The organism is Aurantimonas sp. C2-5-R2 (assembly GCF_036549495.1).
Lineage (GTDB): Bacteria > Pseudomonadota > Alphaproteobacteria > Rhizobiales > Rhizobiaceae > Aurantimonas > Aurantimonas coralicida_A.
Genome location: NZ_JAZHLJ010000078.1, coordinates 1 through 14,602, shown reverse-complemented (window position 1 = coordinate 14,602; position 14,602 = coordinate 1). Strand labels below are relative to the sequence as shown.

The following is a 14,602-nucleotide window of genomic DNA, read 5'->3' as shown; positions in this document are numbered from 1 at the left end:
GTTCTGACAAGGCCGCGAACACGGCTGAACGAACCAACCTTCCCCATGCCAATCAGGGCGGTCCGGTCAAACCGGGCCGCCCTTTTTTCGTGCCGAGGGGAAGGGATTTTCGGGCCAACGCACGACCCAGGCTACGTTCCCAATATGAACCGCGCTATTTTTGCGCGACTTTTCGCTGATCCGGCCGTGCTCCCACAGGGATCATGACGTGGGCGTATGGGGTTCCGGACCACATCACGTAGGGGCCGTCGGTCTCCATGGTGACCGGCAATCCCTCGAGATCGGCCGGATCAGGCGATATCACCATGATATGCGGCCCCTCGACGACCCACTCGTTCTCCGAGGTGGGCGTCGCCGCGGCCGGATCGATGTTGCTCGCACCGCCTTCCGGGCTATCGCCAGCGATCATATAGGCGATGCCAACCGACTTGGCGGTGAACGGCTTCTGGTTCATCCAGGCGTCCATCCAGGTCAGCCATTCGGCGTCCATGCACATGGGCCCGGCGATGCCGGTGGGGGCCGGAAAGCACGTGTAACCGCCACTGCCCTTGCGCAGGACCTTCCCCGCCAGATCCGAAACGGTGGCGGTCTCCGAAATGCCCGGAGGCGCAGCGCGCAGCGCATCCACGATCATTTCTTCGTCGCTTTGAGCAGCCGCGCCGACCGGCACGAATGCGACCGCCAAGAGCACTGCGGCACCAACTCCCCACGCGGTGGCTCGGAACCGGGTGCCTTCATTGGAACGGAATGACGAGATCGAAAACATGGCGGGGTCCTCCTGGGTATTGATCGGATCGAGCACTGCGGATGGAGCGGTCGACCCATTCGGCGATCGGCGCCGGGCCGGTTGTCGGGCTGTGCGAAAAATCTCGCCGCGGCCGCGCCCAAACGCGGCGACGCGGGAAGTCCTTTGATACGAAGGTCGCGGGCAATCAGGCTTGCAGGGCCTTGACGTCTTCGGTCGTCAGCGCCTTGCCGCCGATGCCCCATTCGCCGCTGGCGAGTTCCTGGACCCGGACCCAGGTGACGCCGCGCATGGCCTCGCCTTCGATCCGCACCATGGTGTCGGTGACCTTCTCGATCATTTCCTTCTTCTGCGCCGCCGAGAAGACGCCTTCGATCAGCTGAATGTCGACGAGTGGCATGATCTTGCTCCCTTGGATTGAACCTGCCGGTCGCCACATATGTCGAGGTCCGGCAATAACGGCGTAGCCCGTTCCCTTGCGTGATACTGGGAGGCCAGAGGGAGAGATCGGGGAGATTTCGTGGAGATATGCTAGGTTCGCCAGCGGAGCATGCGCTCTACGGCGGTCGGACGATGCTTTACGTTTTCGAATCCTTTGAACTGGACGCCAGCCAGGTCGAGTTGCGGCACAACGGCGCCGTCGTGCCGGTGGAGCCGCAGGTCTTCGCCCTGCTTGTGCTTCTCGTTGAAAATCGCGAGCGCATGATCTCCAAGGACGAGATCGTCGAAAAGATCTGGGACGGACGCATCGTTTCCGACTCTGCCATCACCAGCCGCATCAAATCCGCCCGTCGCGCGCTTGGCGACGATGGCAGGACGCAGTGTTTTATCCGCACCGTGCATGGTCAGGGTCTGCGTTTCATCGCGGAGGTCAAGACCGTCGCGTCGCAAGGCTTGCGGCTACCAGCCTCACCTTGCCGGAACGAATGGCCGATCAAGGTCGCGGACGACGCCCGCCCGTCGATCGCCGTCCTGCCCTTCCGGCTGCTCGGTGTCGCCGGATCGCATGGCGCCATCGCCGATGCCCTTCCCCACGACCTGATTGCCGCCCTGTCGCGGCTGCGCTGGCTGTTCGTCATTGCGCGCGGGTCCTCGTTCCGCTTCCGCTCACCCGATCCCGACGTCGGCGAAATCGGCGATATTCTCAATGTCCGTTACTGCCTGTCGGGTATCGTCGAGATATTCGGGAACGCCACCACCGTCGTGGTCGAGCTCGCCGATACACGCACTGGCGGCGTGGTCTGGGGCGACCGCTTCGCCGCCAGGCTCGACGACATTCACGAGATCCGCTCCCAGATCGTCGCGAACATCATCGCCGCCCTCGAAATTCAGATTCCGCTCAACGAGGCCAATCTCGCCCGATTGGGGGCACCGGAAAATCTGGACGCGTGGTCCACTTATCACCTCGGGCTTCAGCATCTTTATCGGTTCAACAAGAAGGACAACGCGGTCGCCGCGGGCCTGTTCGAAAGTGCGATCGCCAAGGAGCCCCGCTTCGCGCGCGCCCATGCCGGCCTGTCCTCGACCGCGTTCCAGAACGCCTTCCTGCGCTACACGGACGACCCGCCGAGGGCCGTCGCGACGGCGCGCAAATTCGCCGAGCGCAGCGTCGAACTCGACCCGATCGACCCCTTCGCCAATTTCACCATGGGGCGGGCCTTTTGGCTCACCGGCGATATCGATGGCAGCCTGTCCTGGTTGGACCGGTCCACCGGGCTCAGTCCGAATTACGCGCAAGGCTTCTATGCCCGCGCCTGGGCGGACACGATTTGCGAACGCGACATGAAAGGCACGGAGAATGCCCGGATCGCTTTGTCACTCAGCCCGCTCGATCCGTTTCGCTATGCCATGCTGGGGACGCGGGCCTTCGCCTGCCTGATCCGTGGCGATACCGCCGAGGCCGTGGACTGGGCAGACCGGGCGGCGCGGTCGCCGGGCGCCCACGTACTGATCGCCATGATCGCCATCGTTGCCCATGCCTTGAACGGCGACGAGCGCCGCGCGGCGCTGTGGGCCGCGGATGCGCGCGCCCGCCGCGACGACATCTCGCAGACCCATTTCTTCAGTTCGTTTCCGTTCGCGGATGGCCCGCTCCGGCGCCGGATCTCGAAAACCCTCGCGGATCAAGGCTTCTCATAAGACAAAGGGGGCGTTTCGATCGGTGCGTGTCCCGGACGGCACTCAGCCCTTACGGGCCGACTTGGAAAAGCGCATCTCCGGCGCGGCCAGTCGTTCCGCCGGCCCGAGCCAAGCATAAGCCAACAGACACGGGTCGAGACCGCCAACGGTCATTCTGTGTTCGTGGCCGGATCGATTCCGGATCGATGATCCGGGCGCATAGACGGCCACGTCGTTCTCCGACCGGGCACTCGAGACGGACACATAGCTCTCTTCAATTTCATGATGGCTGTGCTGGGGGTAGGTCGTGTTCGGCGCGAACAGGACGAGGCCGATGATGAGGGAATCCGCGCGAACCGGCCCCTGCGGACCCAGCAACTCGCATCGGCACCGCGCCGAGATCGTCGGCCCGCACCGACGCCAGCGCCCCGGCAAAGCGCCCGAACGGGCTGCTGATGTAGTCGCAGATGAAGGCGTCGGCCATGCAGATCTCCATTGGGCCGAACGGTTGTGCCGCGCGCGTCGCCGAAAGAAAATGCTGCCTTCCGATCGTTTTCCAACAAGCGAGGGACCAAGCGTGTTGGAAATCTCAGCTGGCGGCGACACGCCGCCGGCCGGCCTCCGGGGCTTCGGCCGGGGCATCCGGATCACGGCCCGCGACCGTCGCTGCCGCCTTGACGAGACGCCGTATCCTCCGGCCGGCCGCCTCCGCTTCTTCCGCCAGAAGGCGGCGCGCGGCATCGAGCCCCGATTGCCGCAATTCGCTCTGGCGCCGGTCCATCAGCGCCAGCACCACCGAAAGTTCGGAGGACGACCCGAAGGCCGTGGGCGTCTCGGCCGCCTCCGCCCGAAACACCGCGTAATCATGATCGAGACCGAGATTGTCGGCGATCGTCTTGGCGGTTTCCTGCAACGGCGCGAATGCCTCGGGCCAGACCGGAGCGAGCAGCCGCAGATGCATCCAGTGATATTTCACCCGCTTACGCAATTCGTGCAGGGATTCCGCATCCCGGCGCTTTTCGGCCTGTTTGAGGGCCTGTCGCGCACGCGCATAGGTCCGCCCGAACCCCTTGGCGGCCAGCGCCGCACCGTTCCCGTCGGGCCGCCGGACGACAAAGCCGTCAAGGCGCCGCCGCGCCTCGCCGAGACTGCTCAACGCCATCTCGACCGCGGCCCCCATTTCAGCCTCGCTAGCCGCCGCGGCGTCGCGCCGCTCGATCAGCCGGGCGTGGATCGTCGCGAAGGCCTTGGTCTCGACCTCCCCGGCAAAGCGCTCCTCCAGGGCGTCCAGTGCCTCGATCTGTGCCGCCGTATCGCGCACCGCCGACAGCGCCCGCGCGGTATCGCGGAACCGGGCATTTTCCTCGGCGTAGAAATCCGCATCCGCGTCGCGCACGAGGCGCAACAGGCCGCGCAGCTTCTTCAGCCGCTTGCGGGCGCTGTGGAAGGCCGCGTGCCGGTCGCCGCCCGCCTCGCCCAACTCGCGCTCGGCCTTGCGGAGCTGTTCGCCGGCGATCCGGCGAAACTCCGCGTCGAGCGCCTGTCCCGGATCGATCCTGAACGCCATGCATCAACTCCCAATTCTATCGCAATCCAAGGTAATTAATGCCAACGGATGTTGACTCTTCTTCGGAATCACGATTCAATTGTATATTCCTCAAGGGAATATTCGTTCATATAGTGCCATAAGCGAGGTGGATCATGCGTAGTATTCATCAGCCTCTCTTTTTCAGTTCTGCGGGATGCGGGTGTGTCGCAGCTTCCCTTCCGCGATATCGGTACGATGGCTCGGTGCCCTCTTAATCATTCTTCTTTCTGCGGTCACGCTCGGCGGCTGCGCTATCCGGCTGGCGCCGAGCCATGATGCCTCACTGGTTCAGGGTCTGGAACAAACCACCGAGAAGACGATGGGGCTGTTTGCAGAGGTGGCAGACGGCGCCGAGCGCGACACCTACCCGGACAGAGCAGCCGCCTATAACGAGATCATCGGCAAAGCCGAGGCGCTGCGGCTGTCGGCATTGGTCCGTCCAGTCCCTCCGCCCAGCTTTCTTTCAAAGTCCGACACCGGCTCCTCAGTTACGCCCGAGATTCTGATTGAGGTCATCAAAACCGTGAGGACGATGCAACGAACCGATCGCACTCTTGGCCTTCGATCGAGCCTGGTCCAGGGGTTCAAGCAGAGCTTCGAGACGTCGATGGCGCAGGCGCTGTTCTACGAAAAAGCCTTGCAACGCTAGAAAGGATGATGGCGGTGGCCCACCCGTTCGATCTGAATGCGCTCATGGGCGATGTCGTCGCCGCGGCATCCAAAGACGGTCGGGGAGGACATCCGGTCCCTTGCCGGCTTCTCGAGCACCCAGCTCGCGATGCTCGCCAAGCAGGCCGCGTGGATCGCGGAAGCGCAAGCCGGCAACGAGCTGACGCCGGATCTGCTCGACTTCTTCCTCGACAACCTCGCCGCCATGGCGAGGAACTTCGTCAAGGTTCTGCAGGGCTTGACCGTCATCATGATCGAGAAGGCCTGGAATGCGGCGGTCGGGGTCATTTGGTCGGCAATCGAGGCGGCCATAGGGGTCGCCCTTCCACTGCCGAACCACTGACGTTGCTCGATACACGTTACAATACGACGCGAAAGCGAGATTCTCCTTCCAATAGGGATACTGGTCTAAATCTCGTCCGGCCGGCCGTCGATGGCAAGTCGGGCATTGGTGAAGCGCGCGTCGCCCGTCACCTCGCGGCCGAGATATGCCGGCAGCGTGGGCGCGTCGTTTGCGTCCTGAAGCTCGATCTCGGCCATCACCAGCCCGGCCAGCGCGCCGTCAAAGACGTCGATCTCGACCCGGAATGCGCCGAGCGGCACGATGTGGCGGGTCTTTTCGACCACGATCCCCACCCGGCTCGCCCGCAGCGCCTTGGCATCGGCGAGTGGAATGTCGTATTCGAACTCGCCGCGATCCATGCCGCTGCCGGTCTTGATCGTCAGCCGCGCATTTGCCCCATCCCGGATTCGCACCCGCACCGAGGCATCCTCGCGCACGAACAGATAGAACTGCTCGAGACGATGCGTCTCGCTGACCTGGCCGCGCCAGTCCTCGCCGGTCACCCGGAATTTGCGTTCGATTTCACGTCCCATACCAACAAAGACGCGCCCGCCGCCCGCCGGGTTCCGCCGCCGCCCGGCCCCATTGTCGCCGCGGCGCGAAACGGTGCTTCCAAGAACCGTTACAAGTCTCTATATCGCCGCCCATGAGCACCATGCCCGCGAACACGCCCCTCGACCACATCCGCAACTTCTCGATCGTCGCGCATATCGACCACGGGAAGTCGACGCTTGCCGACCGCCTGATCCAGTCGACCGGCGGGCTGGAGCTGCGCGACATGAAGGAGCAGGTGCTCGATTCGATGGACATCGAGCGCGAGCGCGGCATCACCATCAAGGCCCAGACCGTGCGCCTGCATTATACGGCGAAGAACGGCGAGACCTACGTCCTCAACCTCATCGACACGCCCGGACATGTCGATTTCGCCTATGAGGTCTCGCGCTCGCTGTCGGCCTGCGAGGGCGCGCTGCTCGTCGTCGACGCGGCGCAGGGGGTCGAGGCGCAGACGCTCGCCAACGTCTATCTCGCCCTCGACAACGATCTGGAAATCGTCCCGGTCCTCAACAAGATCGATCTGCCCGCCGCCGAGCCAGACAAGGTCAAGGAGCAGATCGAGGAGGTGATCGGCCTCGACGCCTCGGAAGCCGTGATGATTTCCGCGAAATCCGGCCTCGGCATCGAGGATGTGCTGGAGGCGATCGTCCACCGCCTGCCCCCGCCGAAGGAAGGCGACCGCGCCGCTCCGTTGAAGGCGATGCTGGTCGACAGCTGGTACGATTCCTATCTCGGCGTCGTCGTGCTCGTGCGCGTCATCGACGGCGAGCTGAAGAAGGGTCAGGTGATCCGCATGATGGGCACCGACGCCAAATACCCGGTCGACCGGGTCGGCGTCTTTACCCCCAAGATGGTTCAGGTCGACGCACTCGGCCCCGGCGAGCTCGGCTTCATCACCGCCTCGATCAAGGAAGTCGCCGACACCCGCGTCGGCGATACCATCACCGAGGACAAGCGCCGCACCACGACGATGCTGCCCGGCTTCAAGCCGGCCCAGCCGGTGGTCTTCTGCGGCCTGTTCCCGGTCGATGCCGCCGATTTCGATGATCTCAGAGCCGCCATGGGCAGGCTGCGGCTCAACGACGCCAGTTTCTCCTTCGAGATGGAATCCTCGGCCGCGCTTGGTTTCGGCTTTCGCTGCGGCTTCCTCGGCCTGCTCCATCTGGAAATCGTCCAGGAGCGGCTGTCCCGCGAGTTCGACCTCGACCTCATCGCGACGGCCCCGAGCGTCGTCTACGACATCAAGCTGACCGACGGCACGACCATCCAGCTGCACAATCCAGCCGATATGCCGGACATCATGAAGATCGAGCGGATCGACGAGCCCTGGATCAAGGCGACGATCCTCACCCCGGACGAGTATCTCGGCAACATATTGACGCTCTGCCAGGAGCGGCGCGGCGTCCAGATCGATCTCTCCTATGTCGGCAAGCGCGCTCTGGTGGTCTACGAGCTGCCGCTGAACGAGGTGGTGTTCGACTTCTACGATCGGCTGAAATCGATCTCCAAGGGATACGCCAGTTTCGACTACCAGATGACCGACTACCGCGAGGGCGACCTCGTCAAGATGGGTATATTGGTCAATGCCGAGCCGGTCGACGCCCTGTCGATGCTGGTCCACCGCAATCAGGCCGAGCGCCGTGGCCGGGCCATGTGCGAGAAGCTGAAGGAACTGATCCCCAACCACCTCTTCAAGATCCCGATCCAGGCGGCGATCGGCGGCAAGGTGATCGCCCGCGAGACCATCTCGGCGCTCCGGAAGGACGTCACCGCCAAATGCTACGGCGGCGACGCCACCAGAAAGCGCAAGCTGCTCGACAAGCAGAAAGAGGGCAAGAAGCGCATGCGCCAGTTCGGCAAGGTCGACATCCCGCAGGAAGCCTTCATCGCCGCACTGAAGATGGATAGCTAAGCTTCCGCATCCCCGCGCGCAGCGTGGGGATGCGTGCCACTGCCTGCACCGAGACGAACGGAGCGCGCCCCTCTGGACGAGAGGGAACGGCCTTCATCCAAAGTCGTCATCCCGGCCTTGAGCCGGGACCCATTCCAAATCATCCGAGCCCCCAATCCGTCGCCGGACAGGATGGATAAAAGTCGCGGCATGGGTCCCGGCTCAAGGCCGGGATGACGAGGTTTCAAGGGCAGCGCGCTCCCAAGAAACCGCGCCGCCCAAAAAATCTCTCCCCCCTCGTAACCTCGCGCATAATCCTCTGCCCGCTGGCCCATCCTGGGTGAGTCGATGGAACGGGCACGGAAACGCGCGGTGATGCCTTCATCTTGCCCGCCGCTTCGGCTAAGCACCGCGGCTCCACATTCTCCCCGTCCCTTTCCATCTCCGGGCGTCCTCGCCCGCCCGGCGCGTTCCGCCTGTTTCCAGAGCCTTTGCATGACGACGTTGTTTCCCGGCCTCGATTTCGGCACCACCAACTCCACCCTGGCGCTCGCAGCCCCCGGCGCGGCGCCGCGGCTGGTGCCGCTGGAGGGCGCCCATCTGACCATCCCCTCGGCGCTGTTCTTCAGTCTCGAGGACGGCGAGACCTATGTCGGCCGCGCCGCGGTGTTCGAATATCGCGACGGCGCCGAAGGGCGCTTCATGCGGGCGCTGAAATCGATCCTCGGCACCTCGCTGATGGCCGAGACGACGCCCATCGGCCGCAGGCGCATGAGCTTCGAGGAACTGATCGGCCGGTTCCTCAAGCATTTGCGCGAGCGGCTGGAAGAGGCCGTCGGCGCCGATCCGGCCGTTGCGGGCGCCGCCCTCGATTCGATCGTGCTCGGCCGCCCGGTGCGCTTCGTCGATGAGGACGACGCGGCCGATCGCGCCGCCCAAGGTCAATTGGAGACAGCCGCCCGCGCGCAAGGGTTTCGTCATATCGAGTTCCAATACGAGCCGGTCGCGGCCGCGCTTCATTACGAACGGACGGTCACGTCCGAGCAACTCGCCCTCGTCGTCGATATCGGCGGCGGCACGTCGGATTTCTCGATCCTGCGCCTGGCGCCGCGCGCGGCCGGCGCGGCCGCGAGCCAAGCCGACCGCCGCGCCGACATTCTGGCCACCACCGGCGTCCATGTCGGCGGCACGGATTTCGACCGCCTCCTCAACATCGCAGCGGTGATGCCGCATTTCGGCCTCGGCTCGACCACCGCCGACGGCAAGCGGGCGATGCCGGTCTGGTATTTCAACGACATGGCAACCTGGCACCGCATCAACACGCTCTACACGGCCAAGAACAGCCGCGACATCCGCAGCCTGGAGCGCGAGGCGGCCGAGCCGGACAAGCTCGCCCGCTATGCCCATCTCCTCGCCCACCGTTCGGGCCATCGCCTCGCTGGCGCGGTGGAGGCGGCCAAGATCGCCCTGACCGAGGATACCCAGGCAGCCGTCACGCTACACGAGCCGGGGCTGGCGCTCGACCTGCCGGTGACCCGTGCTGCCTTCGATGCGGCGACGGCCGAGCTCAACGGCCGCATTGCCGGCGCGATCGATGCGGCCCTCGCAAGCGCCCAGGTCGCGGCCGGATCGATCCAGACCGTGATTCTCACCGGCGGCGGCGCGCTGGTGCCGGCGGTGCGCGCCGTCGCCACCCGGCGCTTTCCCGGCGCGGCCATCGCCCAGGCGGACGAATTCGGCAGCGTCGGGCTCGGGCTGGCCGTCGATGCCGCCCGGCGGTTCGCCTAAGCGGCGTTCGCTAAACGGCACGCGCGACCTATAACGTTTCGAATGGCGGATTGACGCTGGGCTGAACCAAAGGACCGGATCGTGAGCATCGGACTGATCGCGCTTCTCGACGACATCGCGGGCCTCGCCAAGGTGGCGGCCGCCTCTCTCGACGACGTCGCCGCGCAGGCCGCCAAGGCGGGCACCAAGGCCGCCGGCGTCGTCATCGACGACGCCGCGGTGACGCCGCGCTACGTCACCGGCTTCAAGCCCGAACGCGAGCTGCCAATCATCTGGCGGATCACCCTTGGATCACTCAAGAACAAGCTCGTCTTCCTGTTGCCGGGCGCGCTGTTGCTCGGCTATTTCGCGCCCTGGGCGATCACCCCGCTGTTGATGCTCGGCGGGCTCTATCTCTGCTACGAGGGCGCCGAGAAGGTTTACGAGGCGCTGTTTCCGCACAAGGCCCACGCCCATGAGGCCAAGCTCACCGGCGCCAAGACCGATCCGAAGACGCTTGAGGACCAAAAGGTCGCGAGCGCCGTCAAGACCGATTTCATCCTCTCGGCCGAGATCATGGCAATCACCCTTGCCGGGCTTCCGGAGGGCGGCCTCGTCACCCAGGCCGCGGTTCTGGCGATCGTCGCCGTCGGCATCACCGCGGTCGTCTATGGCGGCGTCGCACTGATCGTCAAGGCCGACGATGTCGGGCTCGCCATGGCCAAGAGCGATACCCCGTCCGCCATCGGCTCGGTGATCCGGGGGATCGGCCGCGGTCTCGTTATCGGCATGCCGATCTTCCTGAAGGTGCTGGCCGTCGTCGGCACCGCGGCGATGATCTGGGTCGGCGGCGGCATCATCGTCCACGGCCTGGAGCAATACGGCTTCACCACGATCGGCCATACGATCGAGATCGGAGCCGAGGCAGCGGTCGGCGCAATCGGCGAATTCGGCGGCTTCGTCCATTGGCTGGTTGCGGCGGCCGGCGCGGGAGTTGTCGGCCTCATCGTCGGCGCGGCGCTTATCCCGCTCGTCGGGGCGGTCGTCGCGCCGCTCTGGAATGCCGTCAGCGGCAAGAAGGACGCGCCGGCGCATTGAGAGATCGGCGGGAGCCGCGCGGCCCGGCTTTTTGCCGCAGCTGGCGGAAACCAGAACCCACGCCACCGCCGTCTTCCGGCTGCAGATCCCGGCAGTCCTCGCGCTGGTCGCCTGCACCGTGCTGGTCGGCCTGCCCGCATCGTCATCAAGAAATGAGCAGACGTGGCTGTGGAGGCAGTCGCGAGCAAACCCGTCTCCACGTCAAGTACAGGGAATAAACAGGGAATTGCACTCGCTGTGGGCTGCGATTGATTGAAGGTGTCCTGATTTTCCTCGCTCCATCAGCACTTTGCCCGGCAATTCCCTGGTCGGCCGAACAGGGAAATTGCATTCGGCTTTCAGGGAACAATGGGCGAGTAACAGGGAGTCAGCAACGCGACTTCAATCGTCTTCGCCACCGTCGCGTTCGGCCAGCAGCAACGTCATGGCGTGCCCGCCCGACTGCAGCAGCGTCTGCGCATAGAGCTGAGTGCGCGATGAGTAGCTCAGCCAGTCGTCGGCGTCTGCCTCGTTCATCGGGAGAAGGGATTCGGATAAGCTGGATCGCTTCGGCAGGCCTGGCAAGGCGTCGCCCCTGTCGACCGCCAGCCAGGGAAAACCTTCACCCCGGTCGAAATAGGAAATGGCTCCATCCTTGCTAAACACGATCGCGAGCCGGTCGCGATGGAGCTGCACGTATCGGCGCGCCGTCGCCTCCTTGCTCAGCTCGAGCGCGTCGGCCGCCTGAAGCACCTTTTCGAGATCGGCGAAAGACAGGAGGAACGGCCTCATGAGGGAAGACGGGGCGAGCAGTTCGATGGCGAAGGTGTTCGCCTCGATCTCCTGCTGCTGGTGCCGAGTGGGTTTTCGGGTTGATGTGCCGCTCAGGATCATATCGGACCGGCTGCACTCGAAGCCGCCGTCCGTGGTCTGCTGGTGAAGGGGGTTCAGGAAATGCAGGAGCTCGTGGGCGACGGTGTACCGCCGCCGCTGCGGGTTCGATGTCCTGCTGACGAGGATTGAGCCAACATCTCGTTCGGCCGTCGTGACCAGAGCCCCTTCGATGTTCGTGAGATGCTCTTCACGGATCTCGTGAATATCCAGCGCGAGTGCGATCTCTCGGACTGGGGTCGCACCGCGCAGACCCGGCAACTGCGCGTGAATCGCTCGGGCCAGCCGGACCGGATCGGTGCCGCCGCCATCCTCCACCGCCATCCGGTCAATGCACAGGGGCATTGCCCTTCAGCTCACCCTGCGACTCAGCAGTGACTGCATCATGTCGTCGAGGATCGCTCGTTCGCGCGAATCGAGCTTGGCCGCCTGACGGAACATCCGCTGAAGCTGGGGATCAGCGTCGGCCGCCTCGACCTCCTCACCCACGAGAAAGGCCACGGAGACGCCGAAGTGGTCGGCGAGGCGCTCGACGAGCGCCATCGATGGGTTCTTGGCCCGGTTCTTCTCCATTTCCCAGATGTGCGCCTTGGAGACACCGACGGCATCCCCAACCTGCTGAAGAGACTCTTTCTTGCTGTGCCGCAGTTCGGCGATCCTTGCTCCCAGACCCACGTCGTCCTCCCGGTCGTTCGCCACGTCTGACGTTCTCATAGACCTCAAGTTTGACAGCGGCCAGAGTTTTTTGTAGTGAACAAAAATGGCAGATGTTGCCGATTCCAGCATAGGGGCTTGCGATGACCGAACTTCAAATCACCTACCTCCCGACCACGGCGCTGAACCCGTGGGCGAGGAACGCCCGAACGCACTCGAAAAAGCAGATCCGGCAACTCGCTGCCAGCATCACGGAGTTCGGCTTCACCAACCCGATCCTCATCGACGGGGACAACACCGTCCTCGCCGGTCACGGACGCCTTGCGGCGGCAAATCAACTCGGGATGAGCACCGTCCCCTGCGTCCGGATCGAAACGATGACGCCGGCGCAGAAGCGCGCCTATGTGCTCGCCGACAACAAGCTTGCCCTCAACGCCGGCTGGGACGAGGATCTGCTCGCCGAAGAGCTCAAGGGACTGCTCGAGGATGGCGAAGGCTTCGACGTCTCGCTCACCGGCTTCTCGATCGTCGAGGTCGACGCCCTGGTCGAGGGGCTCCATCCCGAAGAGCCCGGTGATCCGGAGGACGACGTCCTGCCGCCGCTCGGCGACGGCGAACCGTGCTGCCGACCGGGTGACATCTGGGCGCTTGGTCCGCACCGGTTGATCTGTGGCAGCGCCCTCGAATCCGCCGTGGTCACCGCCCTGATGAATGGGGAGCGGGCGCAGATGGTGTTCACCGACCCGCCCTATAACGTTCCGATCGACGGCAATGTCGGTGGCCTCGGCTCGGTCAAGCACCGCGAGTTCGCCATGGCCTCGGGCGAGATGTCCCGGGATCAGTTCACGGCGTTCCTCCGTTCGGCGTTCGAGAAGCTGGTCCGGTTCAGTATCGACGGTTCTATCCACTACATCTGCATGGACTGGCGGCACATGATCGAGATGCTCTCGGCCGGCGAGGTCTACACCGAGTTCAAGAACCTGATCGTCTGGGCCAAGGACAATGGCGGCATGGGAACATTCTACCGCTCGCGTCATGAGCTGGTCTTTGCGTTCAAGAACGGCACGGCACCGCACATCAATACGTTCGAGCTCGGCCAGCACGGGCGCTATCGGACCAACGTCTGGCAGTACCGCGGCATGAACTCGATCTCCGCCGGCCGCATGCAGGAACTTGCGCTGCATCCGACGGTCAAACCGGTGGCCATGATCGTCGATGCGATCAAGGACGTGTCGGAGCGTGGCGCAATCGTCCTCGATCTGTTCGGCGGCAGCGGCTCGACGCTGATCGCGGCCCACAAGACCGGTCGCCGCGCTCATCTTGTTGAACTTGATCCCATCTACTGCGACCGCATCATCAGGCGCTGGGAGCTGTTCGCCAAGGACGATGCCGAGTTGATCGCCTGCGGTATCGCGGCCATGGCGATGCAGGAGGCTGCATAGCCATGGCTCCCGCTCCAGTACGGCGGCAACGCCCAAAGCTCAAAGGCCCGGACACCACCAGGTATGACGTCGGCTACGGCAAGCCGCCGGTCGAGAAGCGTTTCGGGCCGGGACAGTCCGGCAATCCGCGAGGCCGGCCGAGGGGCGCCAAGAACAAGATGCCGGCGCTGAACGAGGAGCGGCTCAAGAGCATCATCCTCGAGGAGGCCTATCGCGCCATCCGCATCAACGACGGCGACAGGCAGATCAAGGTGCCCATGGCTCAGGCGATTATACGCGCCGTCGCCGTCAACGCGGTGAAGGGTCAGCAGCGTGCGCAACGGCTGTTCACCGAACTTCTCGCGACCACCGAGCGGGAAAACCGCGCCCTCCACAATGAGTGGCTCGACGTGGCGATGACCTACAAGATCGAATGGGATCGCGAACTCGAGCGGCGGCGCCGTCTTGGCATCATTGATCTTCCCGAGCCCCTGCCCCATCCCGACCACATCATCATCGATCTTCACGCCGGAACGGTGCGCATTACCGGTCCATCCACCAAGGAGGAGAAGGCCCTATGGGACCTCATCAAGGGCCGGAGGCATGAGTTCGAAGATGAACTGCGGGAGCTCGAGGCAATGATCGCCGATCCGGATCACCCGCACAGAAACTTCGCCCTCCAGGACATCAAGCAGACCAGGAAGGTGCTCGCAATCATCGATGCCGTCGAGCAACGGTACCGGTCGTATGTGTCATCGCCTGACTCAAACCAACGCACGGGAGGAACTGCGTGGGAATGTCCCGGTCTCTGTTGAAACTCTGAAGTGGGCGGCGTTGCCCGCCTCGAGCCGTTAGGCTCGGGGTGCCGATTCCACTGAGGAGA

16 protein-coding genes are annotated in these 14,602 nt (G+C 64.3%); 8 read left to right on the top strand and 8 right to left on the bottom strand.

What is annotated here, in order from left to right; genetic code table 11:
• Positions 1 to 154: 154 nt before the first annotated feature.
• On the bottom strand, positions 155 to 802 hold the full coding sequence (locus VQ044_RS20650; protein WP_327649253.1) for a hypothetical protein: 648 nt from the start codon (positions 800 to 802) through the stop codon (positions 155 to 157).
• A gap of 130 nt (positions 803 to 932) precedes the next feature.
• On the bottom strand, positions 933 to 1,145 hold the full coding sequence (locus VQ044_RS20645) for a tautomerase family protein (protein ID WP_327649255.1): 213 nt from the start codon (positions 1,143 to 1,145) through the stop codon (positions 933 to 935).
• 173 nt (positions 1,146 to 1,318) lie between these two features.
• Here VQ044_RS20645 and VQ044_RS20640 point away from each other — a divergent pair, with 173 nt between their 5' ends.
• Complete coding sequence (locus VQ044_RS20640; RefSeq protein WP_327651218.1) at positions 1,319 to 2,884, top strand: winged helix-turn-helix domain-containing tetratricopeptide repeat protein; 1,566 nt, start codon at positions 1,319 to 1,321, stop codon at positions 2,882 to 2,884.
• 42 nt (positions 2,885 to 2,926) lie between these two features.
• Here VQ044_RS20640 and VQ044_RS20635 read toward each other — a convergent pair whose 3' ends face one another.
• The 3 genes from VQ044_RS20635 to VQ044_RS20625 form a co-directional block, all read right to left on the bottom strand.
• Positions 2,927 to 3,241 carry a dimethylsulfonioproprionate lyase family protein gene (locus VQ044_RS20635; protein WP_327649258.1) on the bottom strand — a complete coding sequence of 105 codons (315 nt, stop codon included), beginning with the start codon at positions 3,239 to 3,241 and terminating at the stop codon, positions 2,927 to 2,929.
• Positions 3,144 to 3,347, bottom strand: a complete 204-nt coding sequence (locus tag VQ044_RS20630; protein ID WP_327649279.1) for a hypothetical protein — start codon at positions 3,345 to 3,347, stop codon at positions 3,144 to 3,146. Before VQ044_RS20630 ends, VQ044_RS20635 begins: the two co-directional genes overlap by 98 nt.
• Positions 3,348 to 3,452: 105 nt before the next feature.
• Positions 3,453 to 4,430: a CHAD domain-containing protein gene (locus tag VQ044_RS20625; protein ID WP_327649260.1), complete on the bottom strand. Its 978-nt coding sequence runs from the start codon at positions 4,428 to 4,430 to the stop codon at positions 3,453 to 3,455.
• Positions 4,431 to 4,611: 181 nt separating this feature from the next.
• Between VQ044_RS20625 and VQ044_RS20620 the strand changes: the two genes are divergently transcribed.
• Positions 4,612 to 5,100: a hypothetical protein gene (locus tag VQ044_RS20620; protein ID WP_327649262.1), complete on the top strand. Its 489-nt coding sequence runs from the start codon at positions 4,612 to 4,614 to the stop codon at positions 5,098 to 5,100.
• A 36-nt stretch (positions 5,101 to 5,136) separates the two neighbouring features.
• A complete protein-coding gene (locus tag VQ044_RS20615) occupies positions 5,137 to 5,463 on the top strand; it encodes a hypothetical protein (protein WP_327691389.1) in 327 nt (108 codons plus the stop codon).
• A 65-nt stretch (positions 5,464 to 5,528) separates the two neighbouring features.
• Here the strand turns inward: VQ044_RS20615 and VQ044_RS20610 are convergent, their stop codons facing one another.
• Positions 5,529 to 5,996, bottom strand: a complete 468-nt coding sequence (locus VQ044_RS20610) for a CYTH domain-containing protein (protein ID WP_327649266.1) — start codon at positions 5,994 to 5,996, stop codon at positions 5,529 to 5,531.
• A 113-nt stretch (positions 5,997 to 6,109) separates the two neighbouring features.
• Here VQ044_RS20610 and lepA point away from each other — a divergent pair, with 113 nt between their 5' ends.
• The 3 genes from lepA to VQ044_RS20595 all read left to right on the top strand — a co-directional run bounded on the left by lepA (position 6,110) and on the right by VQ044_RS20595 (position 10,774).
• Positions 6,110 to 7,930: a translation elongation factor 4 gene (gene lepA, locus VQ044_RS20605; RefSeq protein WP_442872980.1), complete on the top strand. Its 1,821-nt coding sequence runs from the start codon at positions 6,110 to 6,112 to the stop codon at positions 7,928 to 7,930.
• Positions 7,931 to 8,404: 474 nt separating this feature from the next.
• Positions 8,405 to 9,697, top strand: a complete 1,293-nt coding sequence (locus VQ044_RS20600) for an Hsp70 family protein (RefSeq protein WP_327651220.1) — start codon at positions 8,405 to 8,407, stop codon at positions 9,695 to 9,697.
• 81 nt (positions 9,698 to 9,778) lie between these two features.
• Positions 9,779 to 10,774, top strand: a complete 996-nt coding sequence (locus VQ044_RS20595) for a DUF808 domain-containing protein (protein ID WP_327649270.1) — start codon at positions 9,779 to 9,781, stop codon at positions 10,772 to 10,774.
• A 381-nt stretch (positions 10,775 to 11,155) separates the two neighbouring features.
• On the opposite strand, the gene VQ044_RS20590 is transcribed toward VQ044_RS20595, so the two are convergent.
• Together VQ044_RS20590 and VQ044_RS20585 are read right to left on the bottom strand one after the other, a co-directional pair.
• Positions 11,156 to 11,989, bottom strand: a complete 834-nt coding sequence (locus VQ044_RS20590; RefSeq protein WP_327649271.1) for an ImmA/IrrE family metallo-endopeptidase — start codon at positions 11,987 to 11,989, stop codon at positions 11,156 to 11,158.
• Positions 11,990 to 11,995: 6 nt separating this feature from the next.
• Positions 11,996 to 12,343 (bottom strand): helix-turn-helix domain-containing protein, encoded by a 348-nt coding sequence (locus VQ044_RS20585; protein ID WP_327649273.1) that lies wholly within the window; start codon positions 12,341 to 12,343, stop codon positions 11,996 to 11,998.
• A 98-nt stretch (positions 12,344 to 12,441) separates the two neighbouring features.
• On the opposite strand from VQ044_RS20585, the gene VQ044_RS20580 reads away from it, so the two are divergent.
• Complete coding sequence (locus VQ044_RS20580) at positions 12,442 to 13,740, top strand: site-specific DNA-methyltransferase (protein ID WP_327649275.1); 1,299 nt, start codon at positions 12,442 to 12,444, stop codon at positions 13,738 to 13,740.
• Between the two features lie 2 nt (positions 13,741 to 13,742).
• Positions 13,743 to 14,534 (top strand): DUF5681 domain-containing protein, encoded by a 792-nt coding sequence (locus tag VQ044_RS20575; protein WP_327649277.1) that lies wholly within the window; start codon positions 13,743 to 13,745, stop codon positions 14,532 to 14,534.
• The last annotated feature ends 68 nt before the right edge of the window (positions 14,535 to 14,602 follow it).

What these genes read in the sequence shown, in the direction of transcription:
- VQ044_RS20640 (WP_327651218.1), top strand. Translation starts at nt 1,319, where the DNA reads ATGCTTTACGTTTTCGAATCCTTTGAACTGGACGCCAGCCAGGTCGAG.
- VQ044_RS20600 (WP_327651220.1), top strand. Translation starts at nt 8,405, where the DNA reads ATGACGACGTTGTTTCCCGGCCTCGATTTCGGCACCACCAACTCCACC.
- VQ044_RS20615 (WP_327691389.1), top strand. Translation starts at nt 5,137, where the DNA reads ATGCGCTCATGGGCGATGTCGTCGCCGCGGCATCCAAAGACGGTCGGG.
- VQ044_RS20575 (WP_327649277.1), top strand. Translation starts at nt 13,743, where the DNA reads ATGGCTCCCGCTCCAGTACGGCGGCAACGCCCAAAGCTCAAAGGCCCG.
- VQ044_RS20610 (WP_327649266.1), bottom strand. Translation starts at nt 5,996, where the DNA reads ATGGGACGTGAAATCGAACGCAAATTCCGGGTGACCGGCGAGGACTGG.
- VQ044_RS20625 (WP_327649260.1), bottom strand. Translation starts at nt 4,430, where the DNA reads ATGGCGTTCAGGATCGATCCGGGACAGGCGCTCGACGCGGAGTTTCGC.
- VQ044_RS20630 (WP_327649279.1), bottom strand. Translation starts at nt 3,347, where the DNA reads ATGGCCGACGCCTTCATCTGCGACTACATCAGCAGCCCGTTCGGGCGC.
- lepA (WP_442872980.1), top strand. Translation starts at nt 6,110, where the DNA reads ATGAGCACCATGCCCGCGAACACGCCCCTCGACCACATCCGCAACTTC.
- VQ044_RS20580 (WP_327649275.1), top strand. Translation starts at nt 12,442, where the DNA reads ATGACCGAACTTCAAATCACCTACCTCCCGACCACGGCGCTGAACCCG.
- VQ044_RS20645 (WP_327649255.1), bottom strand. Translation starts at nt 1,145, where the DNA reads ATGCCACTCGTCGACATTCAGCTGATCGAAGGCGTCTTCTCGGCGGCG.
- VQ044_RS20590 (WP_327649271.1), bottom strand. Translation starts at nt 11,989, where the DNA reads ATGCCCCTGTGCATTGACCGGATGGCGGTGGAGGATGGCGGCGGCACC.